This window comes from Kitasatospora phosalacinea (assembly GCF_000717185.1).
Lineage (GTDB): Bacteria > Actinomycetota > Actinomycetes > Streptomycetales > Streptomycetaceae > Kitasatospora > Kitasatospora phosalacinea_A.
Window position 1 is genome coordinate 1 of record NZ_JNYE01000120.1, and the last position, 21645, is coordinate 21645.

23 protein-coding genes and 1 pseudogene are annotated in these 21645 nt (G+C 74.1%); 14 read left to right on the forward strand and 10 right to left on the reverse strand.

Going from position 1 to position 21645, the window contains the following annotated elements:
• Positions 1-107: 107 nt before the first annotated feature.
• The 3 genes and pseudogenes from OO57_RS38780 to OO57_RS33605 all read right to left on the reverse strand — a co-directional run.
• A pseudogene (locus OO57_RS38780) lies at positions 108-704 on the reverse strand (DDE-type integrase/transposase/recombinase); the annotation flags it as partial.
• A 1-nt stretch (position 705) separates the two neighbouring features.
• Entirely contained in the window at positions 706-1134 is a 429-nt protein-coding gene (locus tag OO57_RS41770; RefSeq protein ID WP_081974148.1) for a transposase, read from the reverse strand.
• Positions 1135-1716: 582 nt separating this feature from the next.
• Positions 1717-2643, reverse strand: a complete 927-nt coding sequence (locus tag OO57_RS33605; protein WP_033256558.1) for a pirin family protein — start codon at positions 2641-2643, stop codon at positions 1717-1719.
• 120 nt (positions 2644-2763) lie between these two features.
• On the opposite strand from OO57_RS33605, the gene OO57_RS33610 reads away from it, so the two are divergent.
• The 3 genes from OO57_RS33610 to OO57_RS33620 all read left to right on the forward strand — a co-directional run bounded on the left by OO57_RS33610 (position 2764) and on the right by OO57_RS33620 (position 5773).
• A complete protein-coding gene (locus OO57_RS33610; protein WP_051778589.1) occupies positions 2764-3249 on the forward strand; it encodes a carboxymuconolactone decarboxylase family protein in 486 nt (161 codons plus the stop codon).
• 182 nt (positions 3250-3431) lie between these two features.
• Positions 3432-4652: a serine hydrolase domain-containing protein gene (locus OO57_RS33615; RefSeq protein ID WP_033256559.1), complete on the forward strand. Its 1221-nt coding sequence runs from the start codon at positions 3432-3434 to the stop codon at positions 4650-4652.
• A 77-nt stretch (positions 4653-4729) separates the two neighbouring features.
• Entirely contained in the window at positions 4730-5773 is a 1044-nt protein-coding gene (locus OO57_RS33620; protein ID WP_051778590.1) for a protein kinase domain-containing protein, read from the forward strand.
• A 70-nt stretch (positions 5774-5843) separates the two neighbouring features.
• On the opposite strand, the gene OO57_RS33625 is transcribed toward OO57_RS33620, so the two are convergent.
• Complete coding sequence (locus OO57_RS33625; protein ID WP_033256560.1) at positions 5844-6386, reverse strand: GNAT family N-acetyltransferase; 543 nt, start codon at positions 6384-6386, stop codon at positions 5844-5846.
• Between the two features lie 198 nt (positions 6387-6584).
• Positions 6585-7394 carry an alpha/beta fold hydrolase gene (locus OO57_RS33630; RefSeq protein WP_234337618.1) on the reverse strand — a complete coding sequence of 270 codons (810 nt, stop codon included), beginning with the start codon at positions 7392-7394 and terminating at the stop codon, positions 6585-6587.
• Between the two features lie 333 nt (positions 7395-7727).
• Between OO57_RS33630 and OO57_RS33635 the strand changes: the two genes are divergently transcribed.
• Positions 7728-8588 carry an S-methyl-5'-thioadenosine phosphorylase gene (locus tag OO57_RS33635; protein ID WP_033256562.1) on the forward strand — a complete coding sequence of 287 codons (861 nt, stop codon included), beginning with the start codon at positions 7728-7730 and terminating at the stop codon, positions 8586-8588.
• Between the two features lie 109 nt (positions 8589-8697).
• Here the strand turns inward: OO57_RS33635 and OO57_RS33640 are convergent, their stop codons facing one another.
• Positions 8698-9024 carry a hypothetical protein gene (locus OO57_RS33640; protein ID WP_033256563.1) on the reverse strand — a complete coding sequence of 109 codons (327 nt, stop codon included), beginning with the start codon at positions 9022-9024 and terminating at the stop codon, positions 8698-8700.
• A gap of 342 nt (positions 9025-9366) precedes the next feature.
• Here OO57_RS33640 and OO57_RS33645 point away from each other — a divergent pair, with 342 nt between their 5' ends.
• Entirely contained in the window at positions 9367-9711 is a 345-nt protein-coding gene (locus OO57_RS33645; RefSeq protein ID WP_033256564.1) for a hypothetical protein, read from the forward strand.
• A gap of 188 nt (positions 9712-9899) precedes the next feature.
• On the opposite strand, the gene OO57_RS33650 is transcribed toward OO57_RS33645, so the two are convergent.
• Together OO57_RS33650 and OO57_RS33655 are read right to left on the reverse strand one after the other, a co-directional pair.
• On the reverse strand, positions 9900-10814 hold the full coding sequence (locus OO57_RS33650) for a GNAT family N-acetyltransferase (protein ID WP_051778595.1): 915 nt from the start codon (positions 10812-10814) through the stop codon (positions 9900-9902).
• Between the two features lie 296 nt (positions 10815-11110).
• Positions 11111-11872, reverse strand: coding sequence for an alpha/beta fold hydrolase (locus tag OO57_RS33655; RefSeq protein WP_033256565.1), 762 nt, complete (start codon positions 11870-11872; stop codon positions 11111-11113).
• Between the two features lie 151 nt (positions 11873-12023).
• On the opposite strand from OO57_RS33655, the gene OO57_RS33660 reads away from it, so the two are divergent.
• Complete coding sequence (locus OO57_RS33660; RefSeq protein WP_033256566.1) at positions 12024-12815, forward strand: Fpg/Nei family DNA glycosylase; 792 nt, start codon at positions 12024-12026, stop codon at positions 12813-12815.
• Positions 12816-12857: 42 nt separating this feature from the next.
• Here OO57_RS33660 and OO57_RS33665 read toward each other — a convergent pair whose 3' ends face one another.
• Complete coding sequence (locus OO57_RS33665; protein ID WP_033256567.1) at positions 12858-13490, reverse strand: uridine kinase; 633 nt, start codon at positions 13488-13490, stop codon at positions 12858-12860.
• 179 nt (positions 13491-13669) lie between these two features.
• Here OO57_RS33665 and OO57_RS33670 point away from each other — a divergent pair, with 179 nt between their 5' ends.
• The 5 genes from OO57_RS33670 to OO57_RS33685 all read left to right on the forward strand — a co-directional run bounded on the left by OO57_RS33670 (position 13670) and on the right by OO57_RS33685 (position 17319).
• Complete coding sequence (locus OO57_RS33670) at positions 13670-14182, forward strand: HD domain-containing protein (RefSeq protein WP_033256568.1); 513 nt, start codon at positions 13670-13672, stop codon at positions 14180-14182.
• A 60-nt stretch (positions 14183-14242) separates the two neighbouring features.
• Complete coding sequence (locus OO57_RS44355) at positions 14243-14416, forward strand: hypothetical protein (RefSeq protein WP_158715321.1); 174 nt, start codon at positions 14243-14245, stop codon at positions 14414-14416.
• Positions 14413-14721, forward strand: a complete 309-nt coding sequence (locus tag OO57_RS47075) for a dsRBD fold-containing protein (RefSeq protein WP_051778591.1) — start codon at positions 14413-14415, stop codon at positions 14719-14721. Before OO57_RS44355 ends, OO57_RS47075 begins: the two co-directional genes overlap by 4 nt.
• Positions 14722-14906: 185 nt before the next feature.
• On the forward strand, positions 14907-16556 hold the full coding sequence (locus OO57_RS33680; RefSeq protein ID WP_081974151.1) for a serine/threonine-protein kinase: 1650 nt from the start codon (positions 14907-14909) through the stop codon (positions 16554-16556).
• Positions 16557-16569: 13 nt separating this feature from the next.
• Entirely contained in the window at positions 16570-17319 is a 750-nt protein-coding gene (locus tag OO57_RS33685) for a hypothetical protein (RefSeq protein WP_051778593.1), read from the forward strand.
• Positions 17320-17409: 90 nt separating this feature from the next.
• Here the strand turns inward: OO57_RS33685 and OO57_RS33690 are convergent, their stop codons facing one another.
• A complete protein-coding gene (locus OO57_RS33690) occupies positions 17410-17688 on the reverse strand; it encodes a hypothetical protein (RefSeq protein WP_033256569.1) in 279 nt (92 codons plus the stop codon).
• A 145-nt stretch (positions 17689-17833) separates the two neighbouring features.
• On the opposite strand from OO57_RS33690, the gene OO57_RS33695 reads away from it, so the two are divergent.
• The 3 genes from OO57_RS33695 to OO57_RS33705 all read left to right on the forward strand — a co-directional run.
• A complete protein-coding gene (locus OO57_RS33695) occupies positions 17834-20215 on the forward strand; it encodes an FHA domain-containing protein (RefSeq protein ID WP_033256570.1) in 2382 nt (793 codons plus the stop codon).
• A gap of 3 nt (positions 20216-20218) precedes the next feature.
• Entirely contained in the window at positions 20219-20734 is a 516-nt protein-coding gene (locus tag OO57_RS33700; protein WP_051778594.1) for a hypothetical protein, read from the forward strand.
• Positions 20735-20740: 6 nt separating this feature from the next.
• On the forward strand, positions 20741-21645 hold a 905-nt coding region (locus OO57_RS33705), incomplete at its 3' end, for a serine/threonine-protein kinase (RefSeq protein ID WP_033256571.1).

Here is a 21645-nt window from a genome sequence, read left to right on the forward strand (position 1 = left end):
CCATCCACGGCTTCTTGCTCACACCATCACGAACGGACGAATCGTCACATCGGTCACGCCCCACCAGCAACGATCACGAAGATCGTGTTACGAGTTCTAAGCAAGAGTCAGACCGCCTCGGCCGGGGCTACCCGATCCTTGCGGGATCCGGTACGAGAAGACTGACAGTCGTAGCACGATCCGATGCGTCCGGTGCTCATCCGAACCCCCAACTGGCGCTCTTTGGCGCGCAATTGGGTGGAGGTGTATTCGCTGCCGCTGCCGCCGTGCGCGATACAGCCCGGCTTCAGATGGCCTCGCCCGTGGGCCATGTGCAGGGCGTTGACGACCGGGTCGGCGCGGTGGTTGTCGGACACCGACCACCCGACGATCTCGCGGGTGGCCAGGTCCAGCCGGTAGGCGAGGTAGAGCCCGCCCTCGCCGGTGGGCGGGTACGTGATGTCGCCGACGAGGCGGATCCCGGGCCGGGCAGCGGTGAAGTCACGGGCTGTCAGGTCCGGCGCAGGGCGGGCCTGCCGGTCCGGGCGGGTCAGCGAGCGGCGCCGGCGGCGGGTGACCCCGCTCATGCTGTGTTCGCGCATGAGGCGTTCGAGCCGCTTGTGGTTCACCGTGCGTCCATGGCACTGCAACTCGGCGTGCACACGCGGCACTCCGTAGGCGAGGTGGACCACGGTGATCTCGTGCACGAGCGCATCGTCGGCCCGCTTACGCGCGCCTCTGGCCCGTTCGCCCTCGACCCAGGCGTAGAAGGAGGAGCGGGGGCACCGAAAATCCGGCGGAGCAGGGTGACCGGGTAGGTGGCCTTCTCCGCCGCGATGAACCGGTAGGTCTCAATCGCCGGTCGCTCTCCCGCGCGAAGAAGGCCGTCGTTTTTTTCAGGGTCTCGATGGTTTTCCGCTGTTCGGGGTCCTGTCGACGCAGGCGCCGCAGTTCTTCGCGTTCGGCACCGGTCAGCTGGCCCGCACTGCCCTTACCGCGGTCGGCCCGGTCCTGCTTGACCCAGCTCCGCAGGCCCTCGGGGCTCATCCCCAGGTCCCGGGCCATCTCGGTGACCGTCTTGCCGGACGAACGGGCCAACGTCACGGCGTCCCGCTTGAACGCCTGCGAGTACCGCTTGCCCTGCTTGTTGCTCACCTGGCTCTACTTCCTCCGGGCCTCGCGTCCCAGTCTCCAGGTGTCCAGGTCCACGGGGGAAGCTTCACCTCGACGAGCCCGTCCTGGAGGAGGCGGTCCCATGGCGACATCATGGCACCCTTGGCCTGCCGCGCGTTGGACGGGTGCTGCCAGGCATACGGGATAGTCCTCCCTGATCACACTATCGACTTCAACGGTGCGACTGACAGTGCAGGAGGCGGAATTCCCAGGTGGTAGCGGCGGGAGCCCAGGACGGGGACGGGGCTCCGGTGACGAGGTCTGCAAGCGCGCGATCGTAGGGAGAGTGCACCTGCCCGAGCCGTCGTTCCCACTCGGTCACCTGGGCCGATGGCACCCCTGAGGTTGCTGACGAGTCGTCAGGAAAGTCAGCAAAAGGTCAGCATTCATCCGCCCACAGCCTGTAAAACCGACCCGCAGATGGGAATTGGCGGGGTGCCGGCGGTCGTCGTCGAGACGGCCGCCGGCGACGCCTTCCGGGCCTGGGCGCCGCGCCGGGGACGGTTGCGGAGCACCCTGTTCGTCTCGGTGTCCGCGACCGCCCAAGGATCCTATTTCGGCAGGTCAGTGCCGGTTTCCGCGCGCTTTGAGGGTAACGTTCGGGAGCTCCGGGGCGGGCAGGCGGTCGCCCGGGTAGCCCTGGACTTCGCCGAACCGGACTCCCTGCTCCCAGTCGAGCCGTGCTTGTACGATCTCCTCACTGGATCGGCCGATGAAGTTCCACCACATGACGATGTCCTCGCCGAAGGGCGGGCCGCCGAGCAGGATCAGGCGGGCCGGGGCGGGGGAGGTGTTGGTGAGGGTGAGGGTGGTGCGGCCGGGCGGGAGGTGGCCGAGGTCGGCGGGGTGGAGGGGGGTGTCGGCGAAGTGGATGTCGCCCTGGTCGACGAGGAGGCCGTGTTCGAAGGTCGGGTCGACGTCGAGGGTGGTGGTGGCGCCCGCGGAGAGGGTGAGTTCGGCGCCGAGGAGGGGGGTGAAGGTGGGGACGGGGGAGGTGTCGCCGGCCAGGGTGCCGAGGAAGACCCTGGCCTCGCCGCCGCCGGGGAGCGGGACGGGGGCGGGGACGTGGTGGTGGAAGTCGCGGGCGGTGTGCCGGTGGGCGTCGGGGAGGGCGACCCAGAGTTGGACGCCGTGCAGGACGGTGGTGGCGGCGGTGGAGGTCTCGGAGTGCGCGATGCCCCGGCCGGCCGTCATCAGGTTGAGTTCGCCGGGGCGGACGAAGGCGTGCACGCCGAGGCTGTCGCGGTGCTCGATCTCGCCGCTGAACAGCCAGCTGACGGTCTGCAGGCCGATGTGCGGGTGCGGGGCGACGTCCATGCCGCCGGTGGTGGCGACGTCGTCGGGGCCGTAGTGGTCGACGAAGCACCAGGCGCCGATGAGGGTGCGCCCGCGCTGGGGCAGGGTGCGCCGGACGGTCATCGCCCGCGGGCCGCCGAGCGGGACGTCGCGCGGGGGCAGGACTTCGGCGGCGCCGTTCTCGGTGGTGCTCATCGGGTGCTCCCTCCCGTGCCGCCGCGGACCGGCGAACACGTCCAGCAAATCGTTTCATCTTCAACTATCATGGATCCGAGTGTCCGACAAACGCCAGTGCGCAGCGTGAGGAGAATCCGGGTGTCCGAGGTGACCGGGGTGGCGGCCCCGACGGGTCGGGTCTACGTCGACAAGCAGACCCCGCAGGCGTTCCGCGCCATGCTGGGCACCGCCGAGGCGGTCCGGCAGGCGGCCGCCGACGCCGGGCTCGACCGGCGGTTGGTCGAACTGGTCAACCTGCGGGTCTCGCAACTCAACGGCTGCGCCTACTGCCTGGACGTGCACACCAAGGCGGCGCTCAAGGAGGGCGAGGGCGTGCAGCGGCTCGGCGTGCTGGCCGCGTGGCGGGACGCCGCCGTGTTCGACGCGCGCGAGCGCGCCGCCCTCGCGCTGGCCGAGGCGACCACCCATCCGTCCGACGCGGCCGCGCAGGAGGCGGCGTACGCGCAGGCCCGGGAGGTGTTCGGCGACGAGGAGATCTCGGCGGTGATCTGGGTGGCCATCACCATCAACGCGTTCAACCGGGTGTCGATCCTGAGCAAGCACCCCGTCCGCCCGGCCCGCTGACGCCCCGTCGGTGCGGCCCGTCGCTGCGGCCCCGATTGCTGACGAACCGTCAGCAGCCAGGGCGGTCGCCCGCCGCACGGGTGGAATCGCGGGGGCGGGTGGGCGGACGCGGCCCGGTGCGGGCGTCCGGGTGGTGACCTGTGCAGAACAGGTCCACCCCCCTCCCGGAAGAGGTGCCCGCCATGCGCCGTCCCCGCGTCCGGCGACTCGCCGTCGCCCTGCTCGCCCTGAGCGCCCTCGTCCCCGCCGCCCCGGCCGCGGCCGACTCCGGCGCCCCGTTCGCCCGCCCCGCCCTGCAACCCGCGCACCGTCCCGTGCACCCGCCGGTGGACGAGGACTGCCCGCTCGACCCGGCGCTCGCGGCCAAGTTGGACGCGGCGATCGCCGAGGTGCGCGAGCAGACCGGGACGCCCGGTGTGATCGTCGGACTGTGGATGCCCGGGCGCGGCACGTACGTCCACGCCGACGGCGTCGCGGACAAGGCCACCGGGCAGCCGATGACACCCAACCTGAACGTGCGGATCGGCAGCGAGACCAAGACCTTCACCGTCACCGCCGTGCTCGAACTCGTCGACCGCGGCCTGGTCGGCCTCGACGACCCGATCGCCGAGTACCTCGACGGCGTCCCCGACGGCGAGCACATCACCGTCCGCCAACTCGCCGAGATGCGCAGCGGACTGTACTCCTACACCTTCGACGACGACTTCGTGAAGGCCCTCCTGACCGATCCCGAACGGCCGTTCACCCCGCAGGAGTTGCTCTCGTACGCGTTCAAGCACGACAACGTGTTCCCGCCCGGCGAGGGATACCAGTACTCCAACACCAACACCGTCCTGCTCGGCCTGCTGGTCGAGAAGCTCGGCCGGATGCCGCTGCGCGACTTCATCCACCGCAACGTCACCGGCCCCGCGCACCTGAACCGCACCCTCTTCCCGCGCGCCGCCGAACTGCCCCGCCCCTACGCGCACGGCTACACCGACCAGACCCTGGACGGCTCCGTCGTCGACGCCACCCACTGGAACCCGTCCTGGGGCTGGGCCGCCGGGGCGATGATCTCCGACCTGCACGACCTGCACCGCTGGGCCAAGACCCTGGCCACCGGCACCCTGCTCAGCCCCGCCACCCAGGCCGAACGCGAGAAGTTCATCCCCGTCCCGGGCTTCGGCGACGGCGCGGGCTACGGGCTCGGCCTGTTCCGGGTCGGCGGCTGGGTCGGCCACAACGGCTCACTGCCCGGCTACGAGAGCGTCACCATCTACCTGCCCGAGCAGGACGCCACCCTGGTGGTCCTGCTGAACACCGACATCATCCACGAGGGCAACGAACCCTCCACCCTGTTCGCCGAGGCGATCACCTCGATCGCCACCCCCGGCCACGTCTACGAACTGCCCGCCGAGAAGTAACCCCAGGTCGGGAACCCCGCCCCCGGCCCCCGACGTCCCTCCCGTCGTCCTGGAAGACGACGGGGGAGGACCCGGACATGCGGGAGATCGGACCGTACCGGGTGCTGCGAGCACCCGGCACCGGCGGCGCGGAGCGGACCCACCTGTGCCGCGCCGCCGACGGGCTGCTGGTGGCCGTCGAGGAACTGCACCCCGCCCAGGCCCCGGACGCCGCCGCCCGACGCCGCTTCGCCCGACGGGCCCGCGCCGCCCGGCGGATCGACGGACCCTGGACCCTCCCCGTCCTGGACGCCGACCCCGACGCCGAACGGCCCTGGCTCGCCACCGCGCACGCCCCCGCCCCCGACCTGGTCCGACTGCTGCGCGCCACCGGCCCGCTGCCCGTCGCCACCGTCCGCCGCCTGGGCGCGGGACTCGCCCGGGCCCTGGCCGCCGGACACGCCGCCGGAGTCGTCCACGGCGGCCTCGAACCCGCCCGGGTGCTCGTCACCGCGCGCGACCCGAAACTGACCGGCTTCGGCCTCCCGCCCGCCCCCGGCCCGGACGGCACCACCGGCCCCCTCGGCTACGCCTCGCCCGAACAGATCGAGCGACCCGCCGACACCGGACCACCCGGCGACGTGTTCGCCCTCGGCGCGCTGCTCGCCACCGCAGCCCAGGGCCGCCACCCCTGGACCGGCCGCCCGCGGCCGTGGACGGCGGACGACGCCGCTGCCACCGGTGGCGGGGCCGGTGGAGGGGCTGGGGTCGGGGCCGGTGGAGGGGTCGGGGTCGAGGAGGCCCGGGCCGTCCGGCAGCGCATCGTCGACGGCCGACCCGACCTCGCCGACGTCCCCGGGGCGCTGCTGCCCGCCCTCGCCCGCTGCCTCGACCCCGACCCGGCACTGCGCCCGACGCCCGCCCAACTCCTCGTCCTGCTCGACCCCGACCCCGGGTTCGATCCTGCGCCCTGGCTGCCGCCCGCCGGGCTCGCCCTCACCGCCCGGTACGCCGCCGACCTGCCCCGGGCGGACGAGGCCGGACCCGTCCACCTGCACCCGCTGGTCGAACACCCGCTGGTCGAACACCCGCTGGTCGAACACCTGCTGATCGACCAGCGCCCCGCGGGGCACCCGGCCTGACCGGGGCGGTGGGGCGGTGGGGTGGAGCGGGAGGGTGGAGCGGAGGGGAGGGGCAGAGACCTCGGGGACCTCAGGGGCGGTTCTCGGGCAGGTCGGCCGGGCGGATCCGGTACACCTGGAGGTTCAACCCGTAGTACTTGGTGGTCTCACCGACCCAGCGCATCCCCAGCCGCTTCGCCACCGCGTGCGCCCGGTCGTTCTTGGGCCGGGCCACCGCGAAGACCTCCTCGATGTCCTGGGTGAACACCCAGCGCAGCAGCGCCAGGCCCGCCTCCGTCGCGTAGCCCTCGCCCCAGTACTGCGGGGAGAGCTGCCAGGTGATCTCCAGGTCCTCGTCGTAGGGCGGCAGCGGACGGACGCCCAGACCGCCGACCACCCTCCCGTCCTCGCGGCGCTCCACCGCCCACCGCCCGCGCGGCGGCAGCAGCCGGGCCTGCTGCTCCTCCCAGCCGCGCAGCACCGAACGCATCGCCTCGGCATCGACGACCTGCTCCATCACGGGCGTCAGCCAGCGGGCGACGTCCGTGGAGCCGTACACGGCCAGCGCGTCCTCGGCGTCGTCCGGTGTCCAGTCCCGTACGACGAGCCGATCAGTGGTCAGGCTGATCCCCATGGGCGGGTCCTCCCTCAGTCGATTGGCGGACGTCTCCCTCCACCGGAGTGTGCGCCCCCTGCCCGCCCGGGGCGAGCCGGAAGCCCGATCCGCACCAGCTGTCACCGGACGGTCACCCGTCCGTCGCGAACCGGCCCGTGCCCCTCCGGCCCGCTTCCCTCCGGCCCGTGCCCCTCCGGCCCGCCGCGGCCGGGCAGGTCAGCGGTAGTCGCGGAGCGGGATGTGCAGGCCGTCGCGGCTCGGGCCGTGCAGGGCCAGGGCGGTGCGGGCCTCCTCGGGCAGCGGCCCCAGGCCGAGCAGGGCCAGGGCCAGTTCGGCGGCGGCGCGGTGCCAGTCGCCGGCCCGCCGCATCAGGGTGTGACCGCTGCCCAGCACCCGGTAACCGGCCACCCGGGCGCCGTGGCCGCGGGCCCGCAGCGCGAACAGGTCGGTGTCGCCGGGCCGGGTGATCTTGTCCCGGTCGCCGTGCAGCATCAGCACCGAGCGGCCCCGCAGGTGCTCGGTCGGCTCGTCCTGCGGGAGCCACGGCGCCAGCGCGACCACGCCCCGCACGCACGGGTGGGCCGCCGCCCGCAGCGCCGCCCGGCCGCCCATCGAGTGCCCGATCAGCACCGTCGGCACCGGCCCCAGCTGCTCCGCCAGGTCGGACATCGCCGCCTCCGCGTCACGCGCCGCGTCCGCCCGGTCACCGTTCCAGCCCCGGCACCGGTAACGCACCGTGCCGACCGCCAGCGACCGGCCCTCCGCGGCCCCCGCCCCGCGCTGCACCGCCTTCGCGAACGGCCGCATCCGCAGCCCCGGCAGGTTCAGCAGCGGGGGTGCCGCCGCCCCGAACTCCTTCCCGCCGTGCAGCACCAGCACCGCCGCGTCCGGCGAGGGCGGCAGCACCCGCCAGGCCAGCGGCCGGTGCGCCCCCACCACCTCACCGCCCGACCGCACCGCCACCCGCCCGCCCATCGCACCGTCCCTGTCGTAGTCGTCCGCCCGCCCGACGGCCCCACCACCCACGGCCGCCCTCAGCCGTGGTCGGTACGGCCCGCCGACCGGAGCTGCCACTGTACGCGGACGCCGCCGCTGGACGGCCCGGACCGGGACGAAACGGTGGTGAACGGGCAGCCGCACCGAACGGACGGCGCACCGTGCCCCGGACCCCCGGCGCACCGCGACCGCCGTTGCACACGGGCACAGCTGACTGCTCGTAAGGTGGGAGCGCGCCCGAGGTGTGCGGCCGGACCGGTCCGACCGCACACCGGCCCCGCGCACCGCGGACCCGACCCACCCGCCCGGCTCGTTCGGGCGCGCCCCGGGGCCGCGACCGACCGCCAGAGCCGAGGGAGAGCCATGGCCGACGTCCACCCGCCCCGCACCGACGGCACCCCGAGCGCCGAGCTCGGAGTGATCGGCGGATCGGGCCTGTACGCCCTGCTCGACGACGTCACCGAGGTGCACGTCGAGACCCCGTACGGGCCGCCGTCCGACGCGCTGTTCGTCGGCGAGGTAGCCGGACGGCAGGTCGCCTTCCTGCCCCGCCACGGCCGGGGCCACCGGCTGCCGCCGCACCGGATCAACTACCGCGCCAACCTGTGGGCCCTGCACGCCCTGGGCGTGCGCCAGGTCCTCGGGCCGTGCGCCGTCGGTGGCCTGCGGCCCGAGTACGGGCCCGGAACCCTGCTGGTGCCCGACCAGTTCGTCGACCGCACCTCCGGCCGGGTGCAGACCTACTACGACGGCCGGATCCTGCCCGACGGCTCGATGCCCGAGGTGGTGCACGTCTCGATGGCCGACCCCTACTGCTCCGACGGCCGCACCGCCGCCCTGGCCGCCGCCCGCGACCTCGCCTGGGAGCCCGTCGACGGCGGCACCCTGGTGGTGATCGAGGGCCCGCGCTTCTCCACCCGGGCGGAGTCGCGCTGGTTCACCGCCAACGGCTGGTCCGTGGTCGGCATGACCGGCCACCCGGAAGCCGTCCTCGCCCGCGAACTCGGCCTCTGCTACACCTCGCTGGCCCTGGTGACCGACCTCGACGCCGGAGTCGAGACCGGCGAGGGCGTCACCCACGCCGAGGTGCTGGAGGTCTTCGCCCGCAACGTCGACCGGCTGCGCACCGTCCTGTTCAAGGCCCTGGAGTCGCTGCCCGCCGCCCGCGACTGCATCTGCTCGCACGCCCTGGACGACCTGGAAACCGGCCTCCCCGGCGTCTGATCCGTTCGTCCGCCCGCCTGTCCGTCTGCCCGTCCGTTCGTTCACCCGTTCATTCGTTCGCCCGTCCGTCCGGAGGTGCGGGCCGCCCGCCAGCGGCCCGCCCGGGCGGCTACCGAGTTCGTCTGCGTCGGTGCAGATGGGCCGCGACCATCATCAGCACCACCAACACAGCGGCCCAGCTGACCACCACGGCCAGCAGTAGGGCCGGTTCGTCCAGTGCCACCGCCATCGCCAACAGTCCGAACGAGGCGGCCAGACAACACGAGATCACCGCGACCACGATCCACGGTCGGGCCACCAGCGTTCGTCGTAGCCGTGCGGCCCTCGCTGTCCGCATCGTGCGCAGCTCGCGCTCCAGCTCCTGATCGCTCCCCAGCTCGGCCTCGATCTGCTGGAGGATCAGTAGCTCACGCGGGGAGAGTGCAGGTCCGTCCATCAACCACCTCCGCGCCGCAGGCAGGCACGCCCCGGTCTTCCCCGCCGACGCGACTCTGCTTCCAGGTAGCAACACATGTGCCCGCTGGACGCCGGTTCTAACACGCGAACACGCGCTCGACCTCCTCTTTGTCCACTGGTGTTCCCCCCAATTGACGCCCCGGCGGCCCCGGCCCGTCACCGGAGGCCGTCGGCACGCTCGATCGTGGTGCGCACGGGAGCGGAGTGACACGCGGGGCTGGCAGGCAGAACCGTTTTGCTGCCGGGCCCCGCTCCTACGGTGGTGTGCACCGGGTCGGGCGCCCCGCCCGGATCCACCTTTACCGGAAGGCCGTTCCACCCCATGCACCTGCGTCAGACGGTTGCCGCCGCCACTGCTTCGATCGCCCTGCTGCTCGCCCTGCCCAGCCCGGCGGGTGCGGCCGTCGGAGAGTTCCGCTACACCTACTACGACGACTTCGGGAACCGGGCGGCCGGTGTCCTCGTCGAGCCGGACAGCCGCGTCTGCGTCACCCTGCCCGAGGTCGCCGACCCCGACACCACCGAACCCGCCTTCGCCCCGCAGAACTTCACCGGGTCCACCGTCACTATGTTCACCGGCCCCGACTGCGACGGCGACTACTACAGCCTCCGCCCGGGCGGCCGCGCCTCCGACCGGCTCAAGCTCCGCTCCGCGCTCTTCTCCTGAGACACTCCCTTCCCAAGTGGTCCTTCCTGTACCGCTGTTCCGCCGGCACCCGCCGCCGACGCCCGCCGCCGTGGCCCGGCCAGGTTCGGGCCCGGGCCCGACCGCTCCACCTGTCGGCCAGCCGACCGGTGGACTGGTGTGGCAGTCGACCGGGGCGGCGGGTCGGCCGGGAGACGGGCGGTGGCCGGTCAGTCGGAGGCGGGCGGTTCGGCGATCAGGGCGGTGGCTATTCGCCGGAAGCCCACGCTCTCGTAGATCCGTGCCACGTCGGCGTCGCTCGCGGAGAGGAACACCGTCCGCACCCCCGCGGTGCGGGCGTGCTCGACCAGGCGCGAGGTGACGCGGTGGGCCAGGCCCTGGCGGCGCAGGGCGGGCAGGGTGGCCACCGCGACGATCTCGCTGACCTCGCCGACCGGCTGGTGGCAGCCGGAGGCGGTGGCCGCTCCGTCCGGTCCGACGGTCGCGGCGAGGACCGTGCGCCCGGCCGCTATTCGTTCGGCCATGCGGGCCGTTGCTGCTTCGCTCTCGGGACCCCGCACCGCTTCGGCGAGCTGCTCGGGCCCGGCCGCGCCGATCCGGGTCCCGGCCTCGGCGAAGGCCAGGTGCGGCAGCATGACGGCGCTCGGCAGCAGCGGGTCGTCGGGAGCGACCACCCGCACCTCGGGGCCGTCGGCCGCTGCCGCCGCGCCGTCAGCATCCGTCGGAGCGCCGACGGTCGTCGGGGCAGCAGCCGTCGGGGCGTCAACGGCCGGGGCGTCGAGGTCGAGCACCAGCAGCGGGTGCTCGTGCACCTCCAGCCCGGCGGCCTCGACGGCTGCGCGCAGGGCGGGGGAGGTCTCGTGCACCCACTCGAAACTCTCGGGCGCGCCGAGCTCGCGCTGCCGGGCCCGGACCCGTTCGACGTCCTCGGCGGTGAAGGTGCCGGGGCCGCCCAGGGCGGGCCGGCCGTAGTAGTGCCAGCCCTGTCCGGTGCGGACGAACAGGGTGAAGGGGCCGTGCTCCTCGGTCGTCGCGGAGAACCGGGGGACCGCGTCGTAATAGGTCTCGAGTCGGGCCAGGACGGCCTCCGACCCGGGGGTGAGGGTGTGGTTCGTTTCGCGCATCGTGCCGTCCAAAGGGTGTGGTTCGTCTTCTTCCGCTGCTGCGGAGGTTGATCAGGCGGCATCACATCAGAGCGGTCGATCGTGTGCACGGGTTTTTTCGAACCCCGCGCACCGCCCGTTCGAAAGGAGAGGGCTGACGGACCGTCGGTGGAGAACCGTTTCCCCCAGCTGCCGTCCGACCTGCAACGGCTGGAAGAGCGGCCGGTCGGCCGGTGCGCCCCGTGCTCGCAGGCCTCGGCCGACCGGTGGGATTCACCCGGGCGAGTGAACCCGGGGAGGGGGGAGGATGACGGGGATCAGCGTCGGCCGACCTCGGCGAGCCGGGCGAGCAGCAGCTCGGCGGTCTCCGCGGGGCGCTCCAGGGCGGGCAGGTGGCCGGCCCAGGGGAGTTCGCGGTGCTCGGCGTCCGGCAGCAGGGCCGCCAGGTCGGCGGCGATCCGGCGGAAGTCGGCCAGGTCGTGCGCGCCGGAGTACACCAGGGTGGGCGCGACGGCCGCCCGCAGGTCGACCGCGACCCGCGCCGGGGAGATCTCCTCCTCGGGCGCCAGCTGTACCTCGTACGCGTTGCGCTGCATCGTCCGGACCTTCGCCCGGGCCGCCTCGTCCGCGTCCGGCCCGAGCCAGGTGTCGACCATCAGCTCGACCGCCTCGTCCAGACGGCCGGACTCGACGAGGCCGACCTCCAGTTCGTCCAGCGCGAGCAGTTCGGCGCTCGGCTCGTGGTCGGGGCTGCCCGGGCAGAGCAGGGTCAGCGAGCCGACCCGGTCGGGGTGCAGGGCGGCGAACTGCAGGGCGATCCGGCCGCCGAAGGAGGAGCCGACCAGGGCCGCCCGCTCGATGCCGAGTCCGTCCAGCAGGTCCGCCAGGTCGGTCAGGTTGTCGTACGGGCGGTCCGCGCAGGGGGTCTCCCCGAAACCGCGGAAGTCGCACCGCAGCACGCGGTACCCGGCCTCGCGCAGCGCGTCCCACTGCCCGTCCCACATCCGCCGGTCGCAGACGGAGGAGTGCAGCAGCACGACCGCGGGGCCGTCTCCAGCCACCTCGTGAGTGATTGTCATTCCGCCGACCGTAGAGCACGGACAGGCCACTGACCAGGGATTTCCGCTGCGAGCGGAGCGCGGCGGGGGCACCGGCGGCAAGGCGGCGGTCGCGAGGCGCGGTCGCGGGGCCGACGGCCCCGGTGTCGGCGGCGGGCGGCATGATGGGAGCGTGCCCGAAGGAGACAGCATCTACCGCGTCGCCACCCAGCTCGACCAGGCGCTCGCCGGTCACGTGCTGACGGTGTCGGACTTCCGCGTCCCCGCCCACGCCACCGCCGACCTGAGGGGGCGCCAGGTGCTGGGTACGGTGCCGCGCGGCAAGCACCTGCTGACCAGGTTCGAGGGCGGCGTGACGCTCCACACCCACCTGCGGATGGACGGCCGCTGGCAGACCTTCCGGCCCGGCGAGCGCTGGCGCAGCGGCCCCGCGTTCCAGATCCGGGCGATCCTCGGCACCGAGCACGGTGCCGCCGTCGGCTACCGGCTGCCCGTGGTCCAACTGCTGCGCAGCGACCAGGAGCACCGGGTGGTCGGCCACCTCGGCCCCGACCTGCTCGGCCCGGACTGGAACACCGAGGAGGCGCACCGCCGCCTGCTCGCCGACCCGCGGCGCCCGGTCGGCGAGGCCCTGCTCGACCAGCGGACCCTGGCCGGCATCGGCAACGTGTACGCCAACGAGCTGCCCTTCCTGGCCGGGATCACGCCCTGGACGCCGGTCGGTGAGCTGCCCGACCCGGACGGTCTGCTGGAGGGCGCCCGGCACCTGTTGGACGCCAACAAGCTGCGGCCGGGCCACATCACCACCGGCGACCTCCACCCCGGCCGCCAGCACTGGGTGTACGGCCGGGGTCGCCACCCCTGCCTGCGCTGCGGCACGCCGATCCGCACCGCCAAGCACGACCGGGACCGCGTCGCCTACTGGTGCCCGCACTGCCAGCACGGCCCCGTGCCGACCGCCTGAGCCCACCGGGCGGGGCCCACCGGCCCGCTGGCGCGTCCGGCCTCAGTCCCGTTCCACCAGGGCCGGGTGCCGGGGGTCCTCGACCCGCACCGTCAGGTCGGCCAGTTCGTCCGGGCCGGTCTCGGTGCGGTAGCGCTCGTGCGCGGGGAGCGTCCAGCGTTCGGCGGCCGGGGTGCGGCGGGCCAGCGCGGCGGCGGACTGGGCGAGGTGCACGGTCAGTTCGAACGGCAGCCAGCGGCCGAGCAGGAACGGCCCGTCCAGCAGCAGCACGCCGCGCGGCGGCAGCTCGACGTACCGGGCCCGGGTGGCGCGGTCGGTCTCCCGGTCCCAGTACGTGGGCAGGACGCGGCCGTCGCCGTCCGGTTCGAGCGGGTCGAGGACCTCGCGGAGCAGCGCGCCCTGGTCCAGCCACAGGTCGTGGAAGGCGTCCGGGTCCTGCTTGCCGTACTCGAAGCGCACCGACGCGGGGCGCAGGAAGTCGTCCGCCGACACCCGCTGCACCGGCCGCCCGAGCAGTCGCAGCGGTTCCACCAGGGCGTCCGCCAGTTCGCCGGGCCGGGCCGCCGCCGCGCCGTCGACCGCGACCCGCAGCCGCCGCCCGTCGTCGGCCAGTTCGTGGATCCGTCCCGCCAGCAGCTCGACCAGCCGCTCCGGGGAGATCGGGGTCACCCGCACCGGACGATCACTCCCTTCGGTCAACCGGACTATACGTCGCGCCGCCTGAGGGCCCGTCGCCCGAACCCCGGAGCGCGGGGCGGCACGGGGCGGACGTGGAACACTCCCTCGGAAGCGGGGTGCTCCGTCCGGACCACTCCGGTCACAGTGCTCCGGATGGAGTGGAAAGGGAGGACGTGATGGCCGCCGTGCCGTTCCTGACCCCGGACGAGGTCGACGCCCTCGCCGCCCGCGCGCACGCGGGCCAGTACGACCGGATCGGCGTGCCGTACGTGGAGCACGTGCGCGCCGTGGCCGCGGGCGTCGCCCCGTTCGGCGCGGGCCTGCGGATGGCGGCGCTGCTGCACGACGTCCTGGAGGACACCCCGCTCACCGCCGGTGACCTGCTCGCCGCGGGCGTCCCCGCCGCCGTGGTGGCGACCGTCCGGCGGGTGACCCGGACCCCGGGGACGGACTACCGGACGATGCTGCTGGACGTCGTCACCGACCACGCCGCCACCCTGGTCAAGATCGCCGACAACGCGCACAACTCCCGCACCGACCGCGCCGCGCTGCTCCCGGAGGCCGACCGGGCCCGGCTGGCCGAGCGCTACCGGGCCGCCCGCGCCGTGCTGTGGCCCGCCGTCGCGGAGGCGGACGTCCGGACGGTCCTCGCGCTGGTCAACCCGGACCTGCTGGCCGAACTCGACTGAGACCGGCCGCGGAGGCACGCTGGTAGGAGAAGCGGGGGGTGCGAGAGCAAGGAGCCCGGGATGTCCGAGATGAACGACAGGCTCGACGAGAAGGCCCGGCGGGACGAGGACGACGTCCGGTCGGCCGACCCCGAGGAAGGCATCACCTCCTACCAGACCATGCACGCGTGGGAGGAGTCCCAGGCGGAGGGCGACCCGGTCGCCGACCCGCCGCAGCAGCAGGAGCAGCGGTGAGCGGCCGCGCGGCGGCGCCCGAGCCGCACAGCAGCGAGTGGTCGGTCCGGCTGCGGGTGGTCGAGGTCGGCGACCTCACCCAGGCGCACGCCGTCCTCGACACCGGCGTCAACCTGATCGAGGCCGAGGCCGAGGCCCACCGCAGCAGCACCGACCCCGCGGACCCCGCGATCGGCGACGAACTCGCCGTCGGCCGGGCCCTCACCGCCCTCGGCCAGCAACTGGTCCACCGGGGCTCGGTCGCCGCCGAGGCCGCCGAATCCACCCGCCGCCGCGACGCGCCGCCCCCCGACGGCGCCTGGTGACGCCCCGTCCCGAGGCGCTCCGAAGATCGGTGCACGAAACAGCCGAATCGTGACCTTTCCCCGCCCCCGTACCGGAACCCGTCCGGCCGGGGGCGCGTCACTCCGGGTGGCCGCGCACCCGCGACGGCCCGCAGGCGACCGAGGGGGCGCCCCCGCACAGCACGGGGACGCCGGGGGTGGACAAGGTGACGAACGCTCAGCACCCGGACGGCAGACCGGAGGACCCGCCCCCGCAGGGCGCGGCCGGGCAGGCCGTCCACTGGGAACTCCCCGACTACGCGCACGAACGCGAACTCGGCGCCGGAGCGTCCGGCCGGGTCGTCCTCGCCCGCCACCGGGCCACCGGCACCCCCGTCGCGGTCAAGTACCTGCTCGGCGACCACCCCGACCAGGCCGCCTTCCGGGTCGAGGCCGAACTGCTCGCCAGCCTCGACAGCCCGCACGTCACCCGCCTCTACGAGTACGTCGAAGGCCCGCACGGCGCCGCCATCGTGATGGAACTCGTCGAGGGCGTCTCGCTGCGCGACCTGCTGCGCGCCGAGGGCGGCACCGGGCCGGAAGCCGCCCTGGTCGTCCTCAAGGGTTCCCTGCTCGGCCTGGCCGCCGCGCACCGGGCCGGAGTCGTGCACCGCGACTACAAGCCCGGGAACGTGCTGGTCACCGTCGACGGGCAGTCGAAGCTCGTCGACTTCGGCATCGCCGTCCGCGACGGCGCCAGCGGCACCGTCGCGGGGACGCCCGCCTACATGGCCCCCGAGCAGTGGGCCGGGCGCCCCGCCTCCCCGGCCACCGACGTGTACGCCGCCACCGCCACCTTCTTCGAGTGCCTCACCGGCGCCAAGCCCTACGCCGGCACCACCCTGATGGAACTCGCGGTCCAGCACACCGAGGCCGAGATCCCCGACACCCAGGCGCCCGAAGCCCTCCGCCCGCTCATCCGGGCGGGACTCGCCAAGACCCCCGAACAGCGGCCCCCGGGCGCGGAAGCCCTGGTCGGCGAGCTGGAGGCCGCCGCCCGTGCCGCCTACGGCGCCGACTGGGAGGAACGCGGACGCAGACGGCTCGCCGCGCTCGTCGCCCTGCTGCCCCTGCTGCTGCCCACCCCGACCGCCGACGGCGCGCTGCCCGGTGCGACCTCGTACGCGACGACGCAGCTCGCCGCCCCGCGACCCGCCCCGCGCTTCCCGTTCCGGGGACGGCTGATCGCCACCGTCGGCGCGATCGTCCTCGTCCTCGGCGCGCTCGCGGCGGTCGCCTCGGCCGGCGAGGAGAGGACGGTCGCCGACCCGCGGCCGGCCGCCGCGCCACCGGCCACCACCACCGTCCAGCCCTCCGCGACACCGACGGCCGAGGCCCCGCCGACCCCGGCCGACAGCCCGAGCCCTTCACCCACCGGGGAGACCGGCCCGAGCGCGACACCGAGCCCGAGCCCGAGCCCGACGGTCAAGCCCAGCGCCAGCACCAAGCCGAGCCCCACCCCGACCGCGACACCCACGCCGACGGTCAGTCCGACGGTGAGCAGTGCGCCGCCGGTTACCGTGACGGTGCAGCGGTTCTTCGGGCGCGTCAGCGGGACGACGCTGACGGCTGTCCTCCTGGCATCGGTGGAGCCGGCCGGGAGCACGACCGGGGAGGTCACGCTGACCTGGTACGACAACGGAGTCCCCTCCGCGTCCGAGACCGTTGCCGTTCCGGCGAAGGGGACGGTGACCCAGCCGCACACGTTCGCCTGCAACCAGCGCGCCAAGAACGTCAGCGTGAGCGTCACCACCCCGGCCGGGGAGACCACCTCCTCACCGTCGTACCCCATGTCCTGCCTGGTACTGGCGCGGTAGGAGGAGACCGACGATGACCGAACTTCCCCCCGACCCCGGCCTCCGGCTCGGACCCGTCCGCAAGCCCGGCGCCCCCGATCCGACGATCCAACTGCGGCCCGCCGCCCCGGTCGACGAGCAGCGCACCGTCCAGCTCCGCCCGGCGACCCCGTCGCCCGACGCGGAGGAGACCGTCCGGCTGCCCGGGGCGGCCGAGACGGTCCGGCTCGATCCGGGGCGGACGGTGCCCGTCGGCCTCGACGCCACCGTGCTCGAACCCGCGGTGCCCGGGGCCGTGCCGGAGGGCGGGTTGCGGCGGTTCGGGCCCGGGGTGCCGCCCGGGGCGGCCGCGGTGTGGCGCGGGGAGGCGGACGCGGCGGCGCCGCGACGACGGTGGGACAGGTGGCTGCTGGTGCCGTTGGTGCTGCTGCTCGCGCTGCTCGGGTACCTGCTGTGGGACCGGTACGGGCGGCCCGTCGCGGTGGCGGGCGTGACGGCGCGGACCGCGCCCGCCGGGCCCGGGTGCGACGGCACCGCGGTGGTCACGGGCACGCTGGAGACCGACGGCGGCGAGGGCGACGTGCGCTACCGGTGGGTGCGCAGCGACCGGACCGCGTCAGCGCCGGTCGTGCAGCACGTGGAGGCCGGGCACCGGCGCACCGAGGTGCGGCTGGAGTGGACCTTCCGGGGCCGCGGCGAGTACGCCGCCACCGCCCGGCTGGAGGTGCTGGAGCCCGCCGGCGGCCGGTACGCCGAGACCTCGTTCGCCTACTCCTGCCCGTAGGGACCGGCGGACGGAGGACGGAGCGGGACGCGCGAAACCCGGGCCGCGGCCGACGACGGGTCGGTGGCGGTCCGGGCCGGGCCTGCCGGGTCAGGACTGCGGGGCGGTCGCACCCCCGCCCGTCTTCACGGCCTCGACCATGTGCTGGTGCACCTCGCGGGCCGCCGCCTCGTCCGCGGCGGCCACCGGGCTGCCCTCCACGGTGAACCAGTCGAGCGCCCCGCTGTACTGCACCGTCAGCCGGGCCTCGCCCTCGATCCACATGGTGTGCACCGTCAGGTCCCCGGTGATGACGCCGATCTCCACGGTCTTCACGCCGCCGTGGCCGGACAGAATCCCCTGAGTGGTCCAGGTTGCCCAGGTGTTCACAAGCCCGCTCCCATCCGCCGCCCAACGGGCCGCTCGGTCCCGACCCCACAGGTACCCGCTCCGTGGCGACCGGTTCCCACTGTCACCCGAAGGGCCGAAAACCGCCCCCCGGGCGGGTGCTCGCCGCGCGGTCTAGCATCGACGTATGGGAGAGCGAGAGGGTGCGCTCACCGCGCCGAAACTGATCCTGGAAACCGGTGGCGACTCCACGGTCATCACCCCGAGCCGCAGGTACGCCCTCGGACGCGACCCCACCGGCGACATCGTGCTGACCGACCCCCGGGTCTCCTGGCACCACGCGGAACTGCACGTCGGCGACGGCCACTGGATCGTCGACGACACCGGCTCCACCAACGGCACCTACGCCGCCGACGGCCACCGGGTCGTCCACCTGGAGATCGAGCCCGGCACCGTGCTCTGCCTGGGAAGTCCCGCCGACGGCCCGCGCTGCACGTTCAGCGCGCTGCCCGAACCGACCGCCGTGCACCCGCTGCCCGGCCGCCGCCCCTCCGGGCTGACCGCGATCACCGGCTCGTACCGGCCGCCGTCCAGCGTCATGCCGCTGCCGACCAAGGTGGTGCGGATCGGCCGCGCGCCCGACAACGACCTGGTGGTCGGCGACCTGTCGGTCTCCCGGCACCACGCCGAACTGCGCGCCGCGCCCGGCAGCGGCTACCGGATCGCCGACCTGGACAGCCACAACGGCACCTACCTGAACGGCCAGGCCGTGCGGGAGGCCCCCGTCGGGCCCGGGGACCTGGTCGGAATCGGCCATTCGGTGTTCTGCCTGGTCGGCGACGAGCTGCAGGAGTTCGTCGACACCGGCGACATCGACCTCGACGTGGAGGACCTCACCGTCCAGGTCGACGGCGGCCGCACCCTGCTCGACCAGGTCACCTTCCCGGTCGGCCAGAAGTGCCTGCTCGCGGTCGCCGGACCCAGCGGCGCCGGGAAGTCCACCCTGCTCAACGCGCTCACCGGACTGCGCCCCGCCGACCGCGGCACCGTCCGCTACGACGGCCGCGACCTCTACCGCGACTACGCCGAACTGCGCCGCCGGATCGGCCTCGTCCCGCAGGACGACATCCTGCACACCCAGCTGCCCGTCCGGAAGGCCCTCTCGTACGCCGCCGAACTGCGCTTCCCCGAGGACACCGCGCCCGAGGAGCGGGCCGCCCGGGTCGAGGAGGTGATCGACGAACTCGGCCTCGGCAAGCGCGCCGACCAGGTCATCTCCAGCCTCTCCGGCGGCCAGCGCAAGCGGGTCAGCGTCGCCCTGGAGCTGCTCACCAAGCCGTCCCTGCTGTTCCTCGACGAGCCCACCAGCGGGCTCGACCCCGGCATGGACCGGTCCGTGATGCAGATGCTGCGCGGCCTCGCCGACGACGGGCGGACCGTCATCGTGGTCACCCACAGCGTGCTCAGCCTCGACCTGTGCGACCGGCTGCTGCTGCTCGCCCCCGGCGGGCGGATCGCCTGGTACGGGCCGCCCGGCGAGACGCTGGGGCACTTCGGGTTCGCCCACTGGCCGGACGCCTTCGAGGCGTTCGAGAACCAGACCGACCGCGACTGGGCCGGGCAGTTCCGCGCCTCCGCCCCCTACCGCAAGTACGTCAGCGGCCCGGCCGGCGGCCCCGGCGACTGGCCCGGCGCGCTCGCCCCCGCCGAGCACGCCCTGCCCGAGGAAGCCACCCCCGCCCCGCCGCCCCGGCCGCGGAGCTGGCTCGGACAGGTCGGCACGCTGTGCCGCCGGTACGCCAGCGCGCTCGCCGCCGACCGGACCTTCCTCGCCGTGATGATCGCGCTGCCGTTCGTCATGGGCGCGATGGCGCACGCCCTGGCCGGCAGCCGCCTGAACCAGGACACCGCCCTGAACGCGCTGCTCATCCTGTGCGTCGGCGGGGTGCTCACCGGCGCCGCCAACGCGGTGCGCGAACTCGTCAAGGAACGGACGATCTACCAGCGCGAACGCGCCGTCGGCCTGTCCAGATCCGCGTACCTGTGCTCGAAGGTCGTCGTGCTGGGCACCGTCACCGTCGTCCAGGCGGTGGTGCTGACCATGGTCGCGCTGATCGGCGTGCAGCTCAGACCGCAGGGCGGCAGCGGGGTGTTCCTGCCGCCGCTGCTGGAGATCACCCTCGCCGTGGCGCTGCTCTCGCTCAGCGCGATGATGCTCGGCCTGCTGATCTCCGCGCTGGTCAAGAAGGAAGAGGTGACCATGCCGCTGCTGGTGCTGGTCGCCATCGTCCAGGTGGTGTTCTGCGGGGCGCTGCTGCAGCTCGACCACATCCCGGTGCTCAACCAGCTGTCCTGGCTGATCCCCTCGCGCTGGGCGCTCGGCGCCATGGCCGCCACCATCGACCTGCACACCACCGTGCCCGGCACGCTCACCGACGACCCGCTGTTCGTGCACCGGCAGGGCGTCTGGCTGCTCGACATGGGCATGCTGATCGTGCTGGCCGTCGCGTACGGACTGGTCGTCGCCCGGCTGCTGCGCCGGCACGAACCCGCCGTGATGCGGCGGTAGCGCATGGGAACGCCCGACGGGTTCCGGCCCACCCACGTCGTCCCGGCCGACGGCATGCCGACCTGGACCGCCCCCGACCCGGCCGCCACCGGGGTGCCGCTGGACCCGCTGCTGCCGGTCGCGCTCGCCCGGGCCAACGGCAACTGGGCCCGGATCGTCTGCTCCAACGGCTGGTCCGCGTGGGTCGACGGACGGCTGCTGGTCGCCCTCCCGCAACGGCCCCCGGCCACCGGCGCCCCGCTCGCCACCACCGACGACCCGCGCCCGCTGCTCGCCGCGCTGGAACGCTCGCTGGCCACCTACCGGCGGCTGGTCGACGACTGGGCGGCCGGCCGGATCGACCTGGAGGCCTTCCGCGACGGCACCCGCGACCTGCGGCTCGGCGCGGTGCTGGACGGCTCGGACGCCTGGCTGCTTGACCTCGACCGGGGCCGCTGGTACTACTGCGACGCCGCCCAGCTGCAGACCTACGCGGCCACCGACCGCGCCGACCGCGCCGACCGCGCCGACCGGGGCTGACCCCCGATGCCCGGGGAGCCGCCCGAGCCGCCGTCCCTGGCCGCCGCCGAACCGGGCGAGCTGGACGGCCGCACGCTGGCCGGCTACCGGCTGGAGCACGTGCTCGGGCGGGGCGGCATGGCGGTGGTCTACCGCGCCGAGGACCTGCGCCTCGGCCGCACCGTCGCGGTCAAGCTGCTCGCCCCCGAGCTGGCCCGCAACGAGACCTTCCGCAAGCGCTTCGTCCGGGAGTCGCACATCGCGGCCTCGCTCGACCACCCGAACATCGTCCCGGTGTACGACGCGGGCGAGGTCGAGGGCGTGCTCTACCTGGCCATGCGGTACGTTCGCGGCCGCGACCTGCGCGCCCTGCTCGACCGGGAGGGGCCGCTGACGGGGACCCAGACGGTGCGGATCGCCGTCCAGGTGGCCAGTGCGCTGGACGCCGCGCACGCCCGCGAACTCGTCCACCGGGACGTCAAACCCGGCAACGTGCTGATCGCCGAGGGAACCGACCCCGACCACCCCGAGCACGCCTACCTGACCGACTTCGGGCTGACCAAGAAGTCCCTCTCGCTGACCGGCCTGACCAGCGTCGGCCAGTTCGTCGGCACGCTCGACTACGTCGCCCCCGAGCAGATCTCCGGCAAGCCGGTGGACGGGCGGTGCGACGTGTACAGCCTGGGCTGCGTGGTGTTCGAAATGCTCACCGGCGGCCCGCCCTACCGGCGCGACGACGACCTGGCGCTGCTCTGGGCGCACCTCAACGACCCGCCGCCGGACGTCCGGGAACAGCGCACGGACCTGCCCGCCGGAGTGGGGGCGGTGCTGGAACGGGCGATGGCGAAGCGGCCCGGGGAGCGGTACGGGAGCTGCCTGGAGTTCGTCGCGGCGCTCCGGGCGGTGCTCCGGGCGGGGGCGGGGGCGGGGGC